Source organism: Bacillus sp. P4_E1 (genome assembly GCF_056401715.1).
The window spans coordinates 109,087-126,587 of sequence record NZ_JBFUIV010000014.1; the positions used below are offsets into that span (position 1 = coordinate 109,087).

A 17,501-nucleotide genomic window follows, 5' to 3' on the forward strand; every position below is an offset into this window, starting at 1 on the left:
TACTAGGATTGGTACAAGTTTCACTTTTCTACAAGTACATCTTAGTGTAGACTTATACTTGGCGGTAATCTTTACACTTGGAATATAATTATTTCAAGATAGAGCAGTTATTCACAGGTTACTGCGATATTCTTAAATGAATGTTAAATAAAAATAAGAAAAATATAGGGTTAAAAAAGGGAAACGTACAAAGACGTTGAATATTTTTCTTATAAATAGTAAAGTTGCGATTGTTGTTCCATATATTGAGTTGTATGGTATAAATAAAGAAGGAGGTGCCAAAGAATGAACAGCAATGAAATATATGTTAGTCTTGACATCGGTACATCCAATGTTAAAGTCATCATTGGTGAAATGGTTAATGATAGCTTAAACATTATTGGTGTTGGAAACGTAAAATCAAATGGTTTGAAAAAGGGATCGATAGTTGATATAGATGAAACTGTTCGATCAATTAAAAAAGCAATTGAACAAGCTGAGCGCATGGTGGGTATCCACATTGAGCAAGTTGTAGTAGGTGTCAATGCAAACCAGGTACAGTTGCTCCCGTGTCACGGAGTAGTCGCTGTTTCAAATGAAGATCGTGAAATCGGGAATGAAGATGTCTTACGCGTTCTAGATGCAGCGCAAGTTGTGTCAATTGCTCCTGAACGTGAATTTATTGATGTGGTACCTCGACAGTTCATTGTAGACGGTCTTGACGAGATTAACGATCCACGCGGGATGATCGGTGTAAGATTAGAAATGGAAGGTACACTTATTACAGGCTCGAGAACTTTACTACATAACCTACTTCGTTGTGTAGAAAAAGCAGGTCTTGAAATTGTTGATATTTGTCTGCAACCTTTAGCGGCAGCGACAGTTGCGTTATCTTCGGATGAAAGAAATAGAGGGGTAGCCCTTGTTGATATGGGCGGAGGATCTACAACCTTATCTATTTTTAAAGATGGAGAGTTGCAAGCAACGAGCGTATTGCCATTAGGTGGAGATCATATAACGAAGGATATAGCGATTGGGCTGAAAACTTCAACAGAAAATGCAGATCAAATTAAGCTGAAATATGGACATGCTTTTTATGATACAGCATCTGAAGAAGAGATGTTTACGGTTCCTATTATGGGAAGCGATCAAACAGAACAATATTCTCAGTTGGAATTATCGGATATAATAGAGGCTCGTGTAGAGGAAATTTTAATGTTTGTTCAAGATGAAGTGCATAAGTTAGGAGTAAAGCAAGCTGCTTCTGGATATGTACTAACTGGTGGGATAGCTTCTATGCCAGGGGTTCTTGATCTTGCATACGATATTTTACATGAAAATGTTCGTATAGCAACTCCTGATTATATTGGTGTTCGTGAGCCTCAATATACAAGTGGAGTTGGATTAATTAAACATTCTTATCAAAAAGCTAAATTACGTGGGAAAAATGTGCAGGAAAAGCAAGAACATTTTGAACCAGTACCAGCACCAATGCCGGTACAACAGCAACCTGCGAAACAAAAAACTCGTAATCAAAACAATACTAATCAAAATGATGACCGCATGATGTCAAAAGTAAAACGTGCATTCCGTTATTTATGGGATTAAAATTGGACACGAAAAATGAGGTTCTAGGGGGATTTCGACATGTTAGAGTTTGATACTACTCAAGATCAATTAGCGAATATAAAAGTTATCGGTGTCGGCGGTGGCGGAAACAACGCTGTAAACCGTATGATTGAACACGGTGTACAAGGTGTAGACTTTATCGCTGTGAATACTGATGCACAAGCATTAAATCTATCAAAAGCTGAAACGAAAATGCAAATTGGTGGAAAATTAACGCGTGGACTTGGTGCAGGCGCAAACCCTGAAGTAGGGAAAAAAGCTGCAGAAGAAAGTAAAGAACAGATTCAAGAAGCGCTTCGTGGCGCGGATATGGTCTTCGTAACTGCTGGTATGGGCGGCGGAACTGGAACTGGTGCAGCTCCAGTTGTTGCTCAAGTTGCAAAAGAACTAGGCGCGTTAACAGTTGGTGTTGTAACACGTCCATTTACATTTGAAGGGCGTAAACGTGCAACTCAAGCTGCATCTGGTATTGCGTCATTTAAAGAAAATGTAGATACACTTATCGTAATTCCAAATGATCGCTTATTAGAGATTGTTGATAAAAATACGCCAATGTTAGAAGCGTTCCGTGAAGCAGATAACGTATTACGTCAAGGTGTTCAAGGTATTTCTGATTTAATTGCTACACCAGGTCTAATTAACTTAGACTTTGCAGACGTAAAAACAATTATGTCTAATAGAGGTTCTGCTTTAATGGGTATCGGTTCTGGTAATGGTGAAAATCGTGCTGCTGAAGCTGCGAAAAAAGCGATTTCTAGTCCATTACTAGAAACATCTATTGATGGAGCTCAAGGTGTTATTATGAACATTACGGGCGGCGCAAACTTAAGTTTATATGAAGTACAAGAAGCAGCAGACATTGTAGCTTCAGCTTCGGATCCAGAAGTAAATATGATCTTCGGTTCTGTTATTAATGAAGGATTAAAAGATGATATAGTTGTCACTGTAATTGCAACTGGTTTTGATGATAGTGCTTCGACACAACCACCAAAACCAATTATCCGTCCGACTGCGAATCACACACAACCGCAACAACAACCAGTAGCTCAACCTTCAAAACAACGTGAAGTTAAGCGTGAAATGAAACGTGAAGAGCCGGTTGTGCATGATCGTCATACAGATTCAGATGACATCGATATTCCAGCATTCTTACGTAACCGTCGTAGACGATAAAAGAAAAGGAGCTTTCATGCTCCTTTTTTTTGTTGTCTAAATGGAAAAGATCTGCTAAGCAGATCTTTTTTTATTATTTTGCATATGGAGAGCCCAGTCCTATTTTTAAGCCATAAGCTGTGATAAATTGAAACTTTAATTAGTCGGGGGTGTTCATCCAAAAATGATTGTTAGCCCGACTCCCACTTAACTTCTGTCCTTTTTTATAGCTGAATTTTGAGGCAAGGTCTTACTGCCCGCAAATAGCAAGATAAACTTTGTATATATATATAATTCAATTATTATGTATACAAGTAAAAAATTTATATTATTCTATGAAAAATACACTTTTATTTTTTACCGACAGATTATGTCTAGAAATCACAAAATAACAAAAAAATCCCTCCACCAATTGACACACTTTCCTATTGGATATGCATTATACTAGTCTCAACTTAAAAAAAGAGGTGAATTGTTTGGTTGTTTACGCCGACATTGTCTGGTTGTTAAACGCCTGCATTGATTTTCTTTTACTTTTATTAACAGCCACCGTGTTAAAAAAGAGAATCAAAAGATGGAGGCTTGTGTTAGGGGCATTTATAGGTTCAACTATTGTTATTTTCGCCTTTACGCCTTTTGCTTCTATGATGACACATCCAATTATGAAACTATTGTACTCGTTACTTATTGTGTATACAGCATTTGGGTTTTCGACATTTAGAAATTATACACAAACTGTTTTTACTTTCTATTTTGTAACCTTTATGGTTGGTGGAGGATTAATTGGAACGCATTACTTTTTGCAAACGAACGAAATGGTAAATGGATTAGTTCAATCTAAATCAGTTTCTTACGGTGATCCAATTAGTTGGGTATTTGTTATTTTTGGTTTTCCAGTAATTTATTATTTTTCTAAAAAGCGTATAGAAAGCGTAGAGGTCACAAAGATACACTATGATCAAATCGTGAAAGTGGAAATTCAATTAGCTGGAGAGGAACTAGAATTAGCAGGTCTAATTGATAGTGGGAACCAACTTTATGACCCGTTAACGAAAACACCCGTTATGATTATGCATATTTCATCATTAGAACATTGTTTGCCAGCTTGGTTAACAGAACAAATTTATTCCAAAACAGAAATTCCTCAAATACCAGAAAATGATTCTGGATGGGCGACGAAACTACGTTTAATTCCTTTCCGAGCAGTAGGAGTAGAGAATCAATTTTTATGGGCAATTAAGCCAGATTGTGTGCGAGTTTATCATGAAGGTAGTTCGGTTGTGGTAAACAAAGTACTGATTGGATTAAGTACACAACAATTATCTACTAATGGAGAGTATCAATGCATTGTACATCCGAAAATGTTGATTTCGCAAAAGATGGTAATTGCTTAATTATGAGAGGCGGGATAATATGGTGAAATTTAAATTTTATTTGGTATACCTTTGGTATAAAGTATTGCTGAAATTAGGAATTAAGACCGATGAAATTTATTATATTGGTGGAAGTGAAGCGTTGCCACCGCCGTTAACGAAAGAAGAAGAGGCAGTTCTTTTGAATAAATTACCAAATGGAGATCAAGCTGCGAGGTCGATGCTTATTGAACGTAACCTAAGGCTTGTTGTATATATAGCAAGAAAATTTGAAAATACAGGGATCAATATTGAGGATTTGATTAGTATAGGAACAATTGGTCTTATTAAGGCAGTGAATACATTTAATCCAGAAAAGAAAATTAAATTAGCAACATATGCATCTCGTTGTATAGAAAATGAAATTTTAATGCATTTGCGTCGAAATAATAAAAATCGTTCGGAAGTTTCTTTTGATGAACCGCTTAACATTGATTGGGACGGAAATGAACTGTTACTATCAGATGTTTTAGGTACAGATGATGACATTATTACAAAAGATTTAGAAGCTACTGTAGATCGTCATCTTTTAATGAAAGCATTGCATCAATTAAATGACCGTGAAAAACAAATTATGGAGCTTCGGTTTGGACTCGCTGGTGGCGAAGAGAAGACACAAAAAGATGTGGCTGATATGCTTGGAATTTCACAGTCTTATATTTCTCGTTTGGAAAAAAGAATTATAAAAAGATTACGAAAAGAATTTAATAAAATGGTGTGAAGAATAAGACCAGTCGGTATCTAGACTGGTCTTATTCTTTTTTTGTGCATTAGGAAATATGATATTTGTGAAAAATGATGGAAAAACCGTATGCATAAAATCCCCTTCAAAGGAAATACTTTACACTGTACAGCAACTCCCGATAGGAGGGAACACTTTGACGAGAAACAAAGTAGAAATTTGCGGTGTTGATACAGCTAAACTTCCAGTACTAAAAAATGAAGAGATGCGTAAATTATTTCGTGAAATGCAAAGTGGAGAGATAAGCGCCAGAGAGAAATTAGTGAATGGAAACTTACGTCTTGTACTGAGCGTCATCCAAAGATTTAATAACAGAGGAGAATATGTTGATGATTTATTTCAAGTTGGTTGCATTGGACTTATGAAATCCATTGATAACTTTGATTTAGGCCAAAATGTAAAGTTTTCAACGTATGCTGTGCCGATGATTATTGGAGAAATACGCAGATATTTGCGTGATAACAATCCAATTCGTGTATCTCGCTCATTACGAGATATTGCGTATAAAGCGTTGCAAGTAAGAGAAAAATTGATTGCTGAAAATTCAAAAGAACCAACAGCAATGGATATTGCGAAAGTTCTTGAAGTGACACATGAAGAGATTGTTTTTGCACTAGATGCGATTCAAGATCCGGTTTCATTATTTGAACCGATTTATAACGATGGAGGAGATCCTATCTTTGTTATGGATCAATTAAAGGATGAAAAACAAAAGGACGAGCAGTGGGTTGAAGAACTGGCGTTGAAAGAAGGAATGAAGCGTTTAAATGATCGTGAAAAAATGATTATTCGAAAACGTTTCTTTCAAGGAAAGACACAGATGGAAGTTGCCGAAGAAATTGGAATTTCTCAAGCGCAAGTATCACGTTTGGAGAAGTCTGCTATTAAGCAAATGAATAAGACGATTCAAGGATAAGGTCCTCACCAGTTATGGTGAGGTCTTTTTTATATATAATATTTTGCGCTCATAGTAGATTGGGTAGGTTCATATAATGAAAATAAAATGGATGTTCTATTAGTAGCGGTTATATACTGTTTATCCGCTTCGAAATTAGGCTGAAGTAAAAAGTTAGATGGAAGCGGGACTGCCCGTAAAAGTCCGATTGGCATGGGTTAATAATCAGTAGGGATGGGGATAATCCCACTGATTAAGGTTTCACTTTATTTGAGAGCGTACTTACGATTCATGATATAAGGGAGAGGATGAATATGATACGGATTTCGGAGTTTCAAATGAAGGATGTTGTAAATGTTTCAGATGGAAAGAGGCTTGGGAATATTGGAGATATTGATATTGATATAGACACAGGAAAGATTAGGGCGGTTATTATTTCTAAGCAGGCACGAATGCTTGGACTCTTTGGGAAGGAAGTAGAATTTGTGATTCCTTGGGAGCAAATTATGAAAATTGGAGAAGATGTCATACTTGTAAAAGTAGATCATGTTAATTCTGTAACAGAATCAATACAAACACCGACAATTTCATAAAGAATATTACAAATTCCTCTTTTTTTTCTGTTGTCATTATGAAAAAATAAAAGTATGGTAAAATAGACAGGAAGTACCATACTTTTTTCTGTTATTTTAATTAAAAGGAGTCGCTTTATGAGAGAACCATTTAAATATGCGGACGGTATACTGTATTTACAAGCGTGGAAAGAACTTGGAAACATTACTGTTGGATTTACGACAAAAGATGGTGGAGTAAGTACAGGCTCCTTTCATGCGATGAATTTAGGATTACATGTGAATGATATCGTGGAGAATGTTCATGAAAACAGACGCATTTTAGCTAATAAGTTACAAAAACCATTAGAAAAATGGATTTGCTCTGAACAAGTTCATGACCATCATGTTGAGAAAGTAGGACTGCAAGAAAAAGGGAAAGGCGTTTATTCATATGAAGACGGTATTCCAAAAACGGATGGCATTTATACGACTAACAAAGATGTTCTCTTAACATCTTGTTACGCTGATTGTGTTCCGCTCTATTTTTATGCACCATCACATGATATGATAGGACTTGCGCATGCTGGGTGGAAAGGGACTGTAACAGAGATTGCGAAAGAAATGATTCAAAAGTGGAATGCAGAAGGTGTTTCAAGTGATGAAATTCATGTCGCAATTGGTCCTGCAATCGGATCATGTTGTTATGTTGTTGATGATCGTGTATTAACAGCAGCACAGCAAGTAGTAAACGGATCTGTTCCTCATAAAGTAATTTCTGATGGTCAGTATGCAATTAATTTAAAAGAAGTTAATCGTATATTATGTGTACAAGCAGGCATAAAAGAAGAACATATTGTAATGTCATCTCTTTGTACAAGCTGTGAAGAACAATTATTTTTCTCTCATCGTCGTGATCAAGGTAAGACGGGGAGAATGTTGAGTTTCATAGGTTTTAAGGAGGAGTGAAGTAAGTGACAGTGCAAGGGAATTTAGCAGATGTAAACGAAGTAATTAAAGAATCTTGTGTACGAGCTGGACGTTCGATGAAAGATATTAAGCTCGTTGCAGTTACAAAAACTGTAGGGATTGAAAAAACAAGCGAAGTAATTGAAACAGGAATTATTGATTTAGGTGAAAATAGAAATGAAGGTTTCTTACAAAAATACGAGCATTTCGGTTCAAAAGTGAATTGGCATTTTATTGGATCATTGCAAACGAGAAAAGTAAAAGAAATCATTAATGAGATTGATTATTTACATTCATTAGATCGTCTTTCGCTTGCAAAAGAAATTCAAAAACGTGCTGATAAGAAAGTTAAATGCTTTATTCAAGTGAAAACATCATCTGAAGAATCAAAGCAAGGATTGGCGATAGAAGAAACAATTTCTTTTATTCAAAGTTTGCAAGAATTGGATAAGATTGAAGTGGTAGGATTAATGACAATGGCTCCGTTTACAGGAGAAGAGGAAGAGATTCGTCGCTGCTTTAAGGAATTGCGCATGCTACAAACAGAGGTGCAGGAGCTAGAATTATTACATGCACCATGTAAAGAATTATCAATGGGAATGTCAAATGATTACACGATTGCAATTGAGGAAGGCGCTACATATATTCGTTTGGGAACGGTTTTAGTAGGAAAAGCGTAGGAGGAAGGAGAAAGTTATTATGAGTTGGTCAAAAGTAAAATACTTCTTTTTTGACACACCGGAAGAAAAAGAAGCAGCTCAATATAGTTATGAAAAGGAGCAAACAGACATGAAAAAGCAACAAGATCCCCCAGAACAACAAGATGTTCCGTTTGCGAAAGTGCAACCGAAGCAAAATGTAGTGAGTATTGAAACAGCGAAGCAATCTTCAAAAGTTGTTTTACTAGAACCACGTACATATTCGGAAGCGCAAGGCATTTCGGATCACTTAAAAGGTAGACGAGCTGTTGTAATTAATTTGCAAAGAATGTCTACAGATCAAGCTGTACGTATCGTTGACTTTTTAAGTGGTACTGTATACGCTATAGGCGGGGATATTCAAAAAATAGGCCCGAAAACATTTATGTGTACACCTGAAAATGTTGATATCGTTGGTGCGATTTCAGAGTTATTCGGTGAAGAAGAAGAGACAAATATAAAGAGGTGGTAATACGCCATGACAACAGTTTTAACAGTGTTACTTACTGCTATCGAGATTTACTCGTGGGCACTAATTATTTACATTCTCCTATCATGGTTTCCTGGCGCAAAGGAATCAGCTTTTGGAGATTTTCTTGCGCGTATTTGCGAACCGTATTTAGAGCCGTTTAGGAGGTTTATTCCACCATTTGGTATGATTGATATTTCTCCACTTGTTGCTATTGTTGCCTTGAAACTTGCTAGAGGTGGTTTAGTGAGTTTATTCAACTATTTTTTATAGTGTGAGGTTAAATACATGAGCATCTATGAGCATTTTAGACCTGATGAAGAGGTCTTTGTGGATAAAGTATTAGAGTGGAAACAGGCTGCTGAGTACCATCAAGTCAAGTTAACAGATTTTCTTGATCCAAGACAGCAACAAATTGTTTCTATGGTAATAGGGCAAGGAGATGTAGCTGTACGGTTTGATGGTGCGATGCCTGAAGCCGAACGGAAAAGAGCACTAATTTATCCAGATTATCTAGAATTAAATGAAGAGGAATTTCAAGTAGAAGTATTAGAAATTGACTATCCTTCCAAGTTTTTTACGCTAGAACATAGGCAAATATTAGGTGCATTCATGTCGCTTGGTTTAACAAGGGAAAAATGTGGTGATATTTTGCTTCAAGAAGACCGTGCCCAAATTGCAGTTGCCAAAGAAGTTGTATCGTATATTGAAATGAACTTACAATCAATAGGGAAAATGAAAGTCACACTCTCTCCTATACAAGTAGAGAAAATTTTGCGTGTAGGTGAAAAATGGGGAGAAAAATCTGGGACTGTTTCGTCACTTCGTCTAGATGTTTTATTAGCTGAAATGCTACATATATCTAGGCAGAAGGTACAGCCTCTTATAAAAGGTGGCTTAGTAAAAGTCAATTGGAAAACAGTAGAGCAAACTTCGTATGAATGTTTTCCAGGGGATGTTTTCTCGGTTAGAGGGTATGGACGAAGTAAATTATTTTCTGTAGAAGGTAAAACGAAGCGCGACAAATGGAGAGTTTTGTATGGTATACTAAAATGATTGGTTTTTTAGAAGGAAATTCTCTTATTTTGTCGAAGAAAAGATATAATTGAAAGAGGAAATTTAGATAACTACTTGGAGGTGGCGTTGTGCCGTTAACACCATTAGATATTCATAACAAAGAATTTGGTCGCGGGTTTCGTGGCTACGATGAAGATCAAGTAAATGAGTTTCTTGATCAAATCATCAAAGATTATGAATTAGTCATTCGTGAGAAAAAAGCTTTAGAAGAAAAGGTTGCACAATTAGAAGGAAAGTTAGATCATTTTTCTAATATTGAAGATACGCTGAACAAATCTATCATTGTCGCACAAGAAGCTGCTGAAGAAGTGAAGCGTAATGCACAAAAAGAAGCAAAATTAATTGTACGTGAAGCAGAAAAAAATGCAGATCGTATCATTAATGAAGCGTTAGTGAAATCAAGAAAAGTTGCTTTTGATATTGAAGAGTTGAAGAAACAAGCGAAAGTATTCCGAACTCGTTTCCGTATGTTATTAGAAACACAACTTGAAATGTTAAACAACGATGATTGGGATAAACTAATTGAATTAGAAGACGAAGTGGACGAACTGTTGAAAAAAGAAGAAACAGTGTAAGCTTGACGTTTTTCTCATTATTACATATAATTTTAAACAGCATATTTATTAAGAAAAACGAAGATAGGGATAAGTACCTTTTTCATACCTTATATAGCGAACTGAGGATGGTGTAAGCTCAGGATAAGGAGATAATGGGAATATCACCCTGGAGTTCCGCGCTGAACAAATTTAGTAAGCGTAGGCGTATATTCGCGTTAAGAATATAAAGAGGACCTTATGCATTTGTATATGGTCTACTAGGGTGGTACCGCGGGAGACTTTCTCGTCCCTTTTTGGGGATGAGAGGTCTCTTTTTTATTCCCTTTTTTAAGGTCTGTCGTTTATATATTTAAGGAGGAATTGAGCATGGAGTACAAAAATACATTACTAATGCCAAAAACAGAATTCCCGATGCGTGGGAATTTACCGAAACGTGAGCCTGCAATGCAAGAAAAATGGGCTGAAATGAATATTTATGAAAAGGTACAAGAACATACGAAAGGCCGTCCTTTATTTGTACTACATGATGGACCTCCATATGCAAATGGTGACATCCATATGGGACACGCACTAAATAAAGTGTTAAAAGACTTTATTGTTCGTTTTAAATCAATGACTGGATACTGTGCACCATATGTACCAGGTTGGGATACACACGGTTTACCAATTGAGCAAGCTTTAACAAATAAAGGTGTAAAGCGTAAAGAAATGACAGTTGCTGAGTTCCGTAAGTTATGTGCAGAGTATGCATATGAGCAAGTAGAACGTCAACGTGAACAATTTAAGCGTTTAGGTGTACGTGCAGATTGGGATAATCCATATATTACTTTAGAGCCAGCTTATGAAGCACAACAAATTAAAGTGTTTGGTGACATGGCGAAAAAAGGTTATATCTATAAAGGACAAAAACCAGTTTACTGGTCTCCAACAAGTGAATCAGCTTTAGCAGAAGCTGAAATTGAATATCAAGATAAAAAATCAGCATCTATTTACGTAGCATTCCCTGTAAAAGATGGAAAGAACGTATTAGAAGGTGATGAGAAATACATTATTTGGACAACAACGCCTTGGACGTTACCTGCAAACTTAGGTATTTCTGTTCACCCAGAACTTGAATATGCTATTGTGAAAGTAAATGATGAGAAATATATCATCGCTTCTGAACTATTTGAGACAGTTGCAAAAACGTTAGAGTGGGAAAATGCTGAAGTTGTGAAAACGGTAAAAGGTAGCGAACTTGAGTATACAGTTGCAAAACATCCATTCTACGATCGTGACTCATTAGTTATGCTAGGAGAGCACGTAACAACAGATGCAGGTACAGGTTGTGTTCATACAGCACCAGGACACGGGGAAGATGACTTCGTTGTTGGTAAAAAGTATGGCTTAGAAGTACTTTGCCCAGTTGATGATAAAGGTGTATTAACAAATGAAGCACCTGGATTTGAAGGCTTATTCTATGATAAAGCTAACAAGCCAATTACGGAAAAATTAGAAGAAGTAGGTGCGTTACTGAAACTGACATTCATTACGCATTCATACCCACATGATTGGAGAACGAAAAAACCAATTATTTTCCGTGCGACAGCGCAGTGGTTTGCATCTATTGAAGCGTTCCGTAAAGAATTATTAGAAGCTGTTGCGGAAACAAAATGGGTACCAGCATGGGGAGAAACTCGTCTTCATAATATGGTTCGTGACCGTGGTGACTGGTGTATTTCTCGTCAGCGTGCATGGGGTGTGCCAATTCCTGTATTCTATGCAGAAAATGGTGATCCAATTATTACAGATGAAACAATTAATCATGTAGCAGATTTATTCCGTGAGCACGGTTCTAACGTATGGTTCGAGCGTGAAGCGAAAGATTTATTACCAGAAGGATTTACACATACAGGTAGCCCAAATGGTGAATTCCGTAAAGAAACAGACATCATGGATGTATGGTTCGATTCAGGTTCTTCTCACCAAGCGGTATTAGAAGAGCGCGAAGACTTACAACGTCCAGCTGATTTATATTTAGAAGGATCTGACCAGTATCGTGGTTGGTTTAACTCTTCATTATCAACAGCAGTTGCTGTAACTGGTAAAGCTCCGTATAAAGGCGTACTAAGCCATGGTTTCGTACTAGATGGTGACGGACGTAAAATGAGTAAGTCGATTGGAAACATCGTCGTACCGAAGAAAATTATGGATCAATTAGGCGGAGACATTTTACGCTTATGGGTATCTTCTGTTGACTATCAATCTGATGTACGTATTTCAGATGATATTTTAAAACAAGTAGCAGAAGTGTATCGTAAAATCCGTAACACATTCCGTTTCTTATTAGGAAACTTAGATGATTTTAATCCAAGTGAAAATACAGTAGCGGTAGCTGAACTTCGTGAAGTAGATCGTTACATGTTAGTGAAGTTAAATGACTTAATTACAAAAGTAAAAGATGCATATGAAACATATGACTTTGCTGCTGTATATCATGCAATTCACAACTTCTGTACAATTGATCTAAGTTCATTCTACTTAGACTTTGCAAAAGACATTTTATACATTGAAGGTGCAGATCACGCGGATCGTCGTGCAATTCAAACTGTATTATATGATGTTCTTGTTGCATTAACGAAACTTGTAACGCCAATCTTACCTCATACAGCTGATGAAGTATGGCCATATGTTCCTGGTGCAGAAGAAGAAAGCGTACAGTTAACTAATATGCCAGAAGCTACAGAAGTAGAGGGTTCAGAAGCGTTAAGAGCAAAATGGGATGCATTTATGACATTACGTGATGACGTTTTAAAAGCGTTAGAAGTAGCTCGTAATGAGAAAGTAATTGGTAAGTCATTAAATGCGAGCATTACGCTATATCCGACTGTAGAAATGAAGGCTATGTTAGAGTCTATTAGCGAAGACTTAAAGCAATTATTCATCGTCTCTGAGTATAAACTTGGTGGTACAATTGAAGAAGCACCAACAGATGCACCAAAGTATGAGCATACAGCTGTAGTTGTAGCACAGGCGACAGGTGAGACGTGTGAACGTTGTTGGGTTGTTTCAGAAACAATTGGTAAAGATGCAGAACATGAAACATTATGTGAGCGTTGTGCAACGGTTGTTAAAGAAAATTATGTAAAATAATGAAAAAAAGCTGACTGCTCATAATAGCAGTCAGTTTTTTGTTGATGATATATCAAAATAACTTTCACTCTCTTTCCTATGAAGGAAAAATGTGTGTGAGGTAAGCGTGGAAATTTCGGACACACTAATTGTACATTGCAGCTGGGAGGAATGTACACGTGAATGAAATTTATATGGAAATAAAAGAAGAATTACAATTGATGAGAAAAGAGTTGCAAGATAGATTGGCGAAAGAAGTAATGCACACATACTATATGGAATTTGGGCAAGAACTTGGATACGAAATAAAGGAAGAGACAAAGAAAAAATTGCTATTACATGATATAAAAGAGGATTTAAAAGATGTAGAACGTGCATTGTTTAAAATGGAAATAGATATGTACGGTATTTGTGAAGAAACTGGAAGAGCGATTTCTACAAAACAAATGAAAACAATGCCGACTGCTCGTACTATTCATGAATTTTTCTATGAAAAGGTAAATGTATGAAATACGCACAACGATATTATGTTACCTTTTTTTAATTTATTTTATTCTTCTACAAAGGTTCATTGTGAAAAGGTAGCAGCTATGCTAAAATTTTGAGGTACACTGTCTTTGTGGGGGAAATGAAAATGATATATTATGTAATAGCGTTATTTGTCATTGCCATCGATCAAATATCGAAGTGGCTAATTGTAAAGAACATGGAATTGGGTACGAGCATTCCGATTATCGATAATGTATTATACATAACATCTCATCGAAATAGAGGAGCTGCCTGGGGTATTTTAGAAAATAAAATGTGGTTTTTCTACATTATTACAGTCATTTTCGTAGCATTTATCGTATTTTATATGAAAAAATATGCGAAAACGGACAAGCTTCTAGGTATTTCATTAGGTCTAATTTTAGGCGGAGCAATTGGCAATTTTATTGATCGTGTATTTAGACAAGAAGTAGTGGATTTCATTCACGTGTATATTTTCTCGTACAACTATCCGGTATTCAATATAGCTGACTCAGCATTATGTATTGGAGTTGTATTAATTATTATTCAAACAGTATTAGAAGGAAAGAAAGCGAAGGAGTAATTGAATGAGTGAAGTAGTACAAGTAACAGTTGCAGAAGAACAAAAAAGCGAGCGAATTGATAAATTCGTTGCAGAAATAAACAGTGAATGGTCACGTTCACAAGTGCAGCAATGGATTAAAGATGCTGTTGTGACAGTAAATGGGAAATCAGTTAAAGGGAATTATAAAGTAAAAGGAAATGATGAAATTACAGTAACAATTCCCGAGCCAGAAGAGTTAGATATTCAACCGGAAGATATGAATTTAGAAGTTTATTATGAAGATGCCGATGTACTAGTTGTAAATAAGCCGCGTGGCATGGTAGTACATCCAGCACCAGGGCATACGAAGGGTACGCTTGTAAACGGACTTATGCATCATTGTACAGACCTATCAGGTATTAACGGTGTAATGCGTCCTGGTATAGTACACCGTATTGATAAGGATACATCTGGATTATTAATGGTTGCTAAAAATGATATGGCGCATGAATCACTTGTAAATCAACTTGTAGCAAAAACGGTAACAAGACGTTATAAAGCGATTGTACATGGTGTAATTCCACATGATAAAGGAATAATTGACGCTCCAATTGGTCGTGATAAAAAAGAACGTCAAAGTATGACTGTTGATGAAAATGGTAAGAATGCAGTTACACATTTCCAAGTGTTAGAGCGATTTAAGGATTTCACACTTGTAGAATGCCGCTTAGAAACGGGACGTACACACCAAATTCGTGTTCATATGAAATATATTGGTTATCCACTTGCAGGGGATCCAAAGTATGGTCCGAAGAAAACATTAGATATGAATGGACAAGCACTTCATGCAGGGATTTTAGGTTTCGATCACCCTCGTACTGGTGAATATATTGAGTTTGAGGCACCGATTCCAGAAGTGTTTGAAGAAGCGCTAAATATTTTACGGAAATAGTATTGACAAATCATAAGAAAACTGAGATACTGACAACAGTTAAATAATGATCCTTTAACACAGCCCCGTGAGGTTGAGAAGGTAACGGTTTGAAATACTTAGGGTATGTTGTACCCTTTTTTCAAAAGTCCTCTCGCACACGCTGAGAGGACTTTTTTTATACCATTACTCTCACGCAAGAAAAAAACTTGGAGGTGTAGAGCATGCAAGAGAAAGCTGTCGTTTTAGATGACCAAATGATTCGCCGCGCTTTAACACGAATTAGTCATGAAATCGTGGAACGAAATAAAGGTGTCGATAATTGTGTTCTTGTCGGAATAAAAACACGTGGAATTTTTATTGCACAACGTTTGGCAGAACGAATTGGTCAAATTGAAGGAAAAGAGATGGAAGTAGGAGAGTTAGATATTACGTTGTATCGTGATGATTTAACACTACAATCGAAACATAAAGAACCACTTGTAAAAGGTTCTGATATTCCTGTAGATATTACGAAGAAAAAAGTTATCCTTGTGGATGATGTGTTATATACAGGAAGAACAGTTCGAGCAGCAATGGATGCTCTTATGGATTTAGGTAGACCATCACAAATCCAATTGGCTGTTCTTGTTGATAGAGGTCATCGTGAATTACCAATTCGCGCTGATTATGTAGGAAAGAACATTCCAACATCTAGTGAAGAGCGTATCGAAGTTGATTTGCAAGAGACAGATCAACAAGATCGAGTAAGCATATACGATAAGTAAAGCCCTTTTAAATGTAGTCCTGTGAGGCTGCCAAAGGGTCTTGGCTTTCATATGTCAAATTTGGCATACGAAAGTGTAGGACTCTTTGTGCACAGGCACAAAGAGTTTTTTTATTGCAAAAATTAAAACTGAAGGAGGATGTAACAATGGAGCAAAAGCCAGTGTTAGACATTCATGAAGTACCGAAACCGGGAAAATGGTTATTATTAAGTATACAACATTTGTTCGCGATGTTTGGATCAACAGTGCTTGTTCCGTTTTTAACAGGACTGAATCCATCAGTAGCTTTAATATCAAGTGGATTAGGAACGCTAGCGTTTCTTCTAATAACGAAAGGTCAAGTACCAGCGTATTTAGGATCATCATTCGCCTTTATTGCACCAATTATTACAGCGAAAACAGCAGGTGGACCTGGAGCAGCGATGCTTGGAGGAATGCTTGCGGGACTTGTTTACATCTTAATCTCACTCGGAATTAAGAAATCTGGGTCAGAATGGATTATGAAATTACTTCCGCCAATCGTAGTTGGGCCAGTCGTAATGGTAATCGGTTTATCTTTAGCACATACAGCAGTGAACATGGCGATGAACGGTGCGGATGGTAAGTATAGCATTACACACTTTTCAGTAGCATTAGTAACATTAGCAATTACAATCATTTGCTCCATATTCGGGAGAGGATTTTTCAGTATCATACCAGTGCTACTTGGAATCATCGGCGGGTATATATTCGCTTACTTCCAAGGGCTAGTAGATTTAAAGCCAGTAGCTGAGGCAAAATGGTTTGTCATACCAGACTTCACAGTACCGTTTGTAACATATACTCCGGAGTTTTCATGGAAAATTGTACTCTTAATGGTGCCAGTTGCACTTGTAACAATTTCAGAACATATCGGACATCAAATTGTACTTGGAAATGTTATTAAAAGAGATTTAATTGAAAAACCAGGTTTACATCGTTCAATCTTCGGTGATGGGATAGCAACATTGATCGCATCACTAATAGGAGGACCACCGAATACAACGTACGGTGAAAACATCGGTGTGCTAGCAATTACGAGAGCATACAGTGTATACTTATTCATCGGTTCAGCAGTGTTCGCAATCATGTTTGGATTTATCGGGAAGATTTCAGCACTGATTCATTCGATTCCAACACCAGTTATGGGTGGTGTATCAATCTTACTCTTCGGTGTAATCGCATCAAGTGGTTTACGTATGATGGTAGACGATAAAACAGACTTAGGTGACAAACGAAACTTAATGATTGCATCAGTTATACTAGTAATTGGTATTGGCGGAGCGGTACTGCACGTAGGTGAATCGTTCCAAGTAGAAGGAATGGCGCTAGCAGCAATTGTAGGTGTACTATTAAATCTACTACTACCAGAGACAAAACAAACAAATAAAACAAAACAATCTAAGCAGATTGCTTCATAAAAATAACCTTTTAATTCAGTCCTGTGAGATAGAAAAGGGTGGCTACTTTAACGCACCCTAGTCTCAAAG

18 protein-coding genes and 1 other annotated feature are annotated in these 17,501 nt (G+C 36.7%); all 18 genes read left to right on the forward strand.

Features of this window, described 5'->3' with window-relative positions:
• Positions 1 to 285 precede the first annotated feature (285 nt).
• The 18 genes from ftsA (at position 286) to uraA (ending at position 17,432) form a co-directional block, all read left to right on the forward strand.
• Positions 286 to 1,587 carry a cell division protein FtsA gene (gene ftsA / locus AC1DS7_RS19765; protein WP_002014731.1) on the forward strand — a complete coding sequence of 434 codons (1,302 nt, stop codon included), beginning with the start codon at positions 286 to 288 and terminating at the stop codon, positions 1,585 to 1,587.
• 39 nt (positions 1,588 to 1,626) lie between these two features.
• Positions 1,627 to 2,781 carry a cell division protein FtsZ gene (gene ftsZ / locus AC1DS7_RS19770; RefSeq protein ID WP_476999163.1) on the forward strand — a complete coding sequence of 385 codons (1,155 nt, stop codon included), beginning with the start codon at positions 1,627 to 1,629 and terminating at the stop codon, positions 2,779 to 2,781.
• 455 nt (positions 2,782 to 3,236) lie between these two features.
• The gene (gene spoIIGA, locus AC1DS7_RS19775) at positions 3,237 to 4,154 is read left to right on the forward strand and encodes a sigma-E processing peptidase SpoIIGA (protein WP_002142939.1); all 918 of its coding nucleotides are present in this window, start codon (positions 3,237 to 3,239) and stop codon (positions 4,152 to 4,154) included.
• Between the two features lie 19 nt (positions 4,155 to 4,173).
• Positions 4,174 to 4,893 (forward strand): RNA polymerase sporulation sigma factor SigE, encoded by a 720-nt coding sequence (gene sigE / locus AC1DS7_RS19780; RefSeq protein WP_002128857.1) that lies wholly within the window; start codon positions 4,174 to 4,176, stop codon positions 4,891 to 4,893.
• 157 nt (positions 4,894 to 5,050) lie between these two features.
• On the forward strand, positions 5,051 to 5,830 hold the full coding sequence (sigG, locus tag AC1DS7_RS19785; RefSeq protein WP_002014725.1) for an RNA polymerase sporulation sigma factor SigG: 780 nt from the start codon (positions 5,051 to 5,053) through the stop codon (positions 5,828 to 5,830).
• Between the two features lie 293 nt (positions 5,831 to 6,123).
• A complete protein-coding gene (locus AC1DS7_RS19790; RefSeq protein WP_012261605.1) occupies positions 6,124 to 6,402 on the forward strand; it encodes a YlmC/YmxH family sporulation protein in 279 nt (92 codons plus the stop codon).
• Positions 6,403 to 6,519: 117 nt separating this feature from the next.
• Positions 6,520 to 7,329 (forward strand): peptidoglycan editing factor PgeF, encoded by an 810-nt coding sequence (gene pgeF, locus AC1DS7_RS19795; protein WP_002128855.1) that lies wholly within the window; start codon positions 6,520 to 6,522, stop codon positions 7,327 to 7,329.
• Positions 7,330 to 7,334: 5 nt separating this feature from the next.
• Positions 7,335 to 8,009 (forward strand): YggS family pyridoxal phosphate-dependent enzyme, encoded by a 675-nt coding sequence (locus AC1DS7_RS19800; protein ID WP_002033757.1) that lies wholly within the window; start codon positions 7,335 to 7,337, stop codon positions 8,007 to 8,009.
• 19 nt (positions 8,010 to 8,028) lie between these two features.
• Positions 8,029 to 8,499 (forward strand): cell division protein SepF, encoded by a 471-nt coding sequence (locus tag AC1DS7_RS19805; protein WP_002014721.1) that lies wholly within the window; start codon positions 8,029 to 8,031, stop codon positions 8,497 to 8,499.
• A 6-nt stretch (positions 8,500 to 8,505) separates the two neighbouring features.
• Positions 8,506 to 8,769, forward strand: coding sequence for a YggT family protein (locus tag AC1DS7_RS19810; protein WP_002014720.1), 264 nt, complete (start codon positions 8,506 to 8,508; stop codon positions 8,767 to 8,769).
• Between the two features lie 15 nt (positions 8,770 to 8,784).
• Positions 8,785 to 9,552 carry a YlmH family RNA-binding protein gene (locus AC1DS7_RS19815; protein ID WP_002033759.1) on the forward strand — a complete coding sequence of 256 codons (768 nt, stop codon included), beginning with the start codon at positions 8,785 to 8,787 and terminating at the stop codon, positions 9,550 to 9,552.
• An 89-nt stretch (positions 9,553 to 9,641) separates the two neighbouring features.
• The gene (gene divIVA, locus AC1DS7_RS19820) at positions 9,642 to 10,148 is read left to right on the forward strand and encodes a septum site-determining protein DivIVA (protein WP_001131609.1); all 507 of its coding nucleotides are present in this window, start codon (positions 9,642 to 9,644) and stop codon (positions 10,146 to 10,148) included.
• Positions 10,149 to 10,199: 51 nt separating this feature from the next.
• Positions 10,200 to 10,424, forward strand: a binding site (T-box leader).
• Positions 10,425 to 10,496: 72 nt separating this feature from the next.
• Positions 10,497 to 13,262 carry an isoleucine--tRNA ligase gene (ileS2, locus tag AC1DS7_RS19825; protein ID WP_002142938.1) on the forward strand — a complete coding sequence of 922 codons (2,766 nt, stop codon included), beginning with the start codon at positions 10,497 to 10,499 and terminating at the stop codon, positions 13,260 to 13,262.
• A 158-nt stretch (positions 13,263 to 13,420) separates the two neighbouring features.
• The gene (locus tag AC1DS7_RS19830; RefSeq protein WP_002014715.1) at positions 13,421 to 13,750 is read left to right on the forward strand and encodes a TraR/DksA C4-type zinc finger protein; all 330 of its coding nucleotides are present in this window, start codon (positions 13,421 to 13,423) and stop codon (positions 13,748 to 13,750) included.
• 125 nt (positions 13,751 to 13,875) lie between these two features.
• On the forward strand, positions 13,876 to 14,334 hold the full coding sequence (lspA, locus tag AC1DS7_RS19835; RefSeq protein WP_002128849.1) for a lipoprotein signal peptidase LspA: 459 nt from the start codon (positions 13,876 to 13,878) through the stop codon (positions 14,332 to 14,334).
• Positions 14,335 to 14,338: 4 nt separating this feature from the next.
• Positions 14,339 to 15,247, forward strand: coding sequence for an RluA family pseudouridine synthase (locus AC1DS7_RS19840; protein WP_002033761.1), 909 nt, complete (start codon positions 14,339 to 14,341; stop codon positions 15,245 to 15,247).
• 203 nt (positions 15,248 to 15,450) lie between these two features.
• A complete protein-coding gene (gene pyrR, locus AC1DS7_RS19845; protein WP_001156489.1) occupies positions 15,451 to 15,993 on the forward strand; it encodes a bifunctional pyrimidine operon transcriptional regulator/uracil phosphoribosyltransferase in 543 nt (180 codons plus the stop codon).
• 146 nt (positions 15,994 to 16,139) lie between these two features.
• Positions 16,140 to 17,432 carry a uracil permease gene (gene uraA / locus AC1DS7_RS19850; protein WP_002014712.1) on the forward strand — a complete coding sequence of 431 codons (1,293 nt, stop codon included), beginning with the start codon at positions 16,140 to 16,142 and terminating at the stop codon, positions 17,430 to 17,432.
• The last annotated feature ends 69 nt before the right edge of the window (positions 17,433 to 17,501 follow it).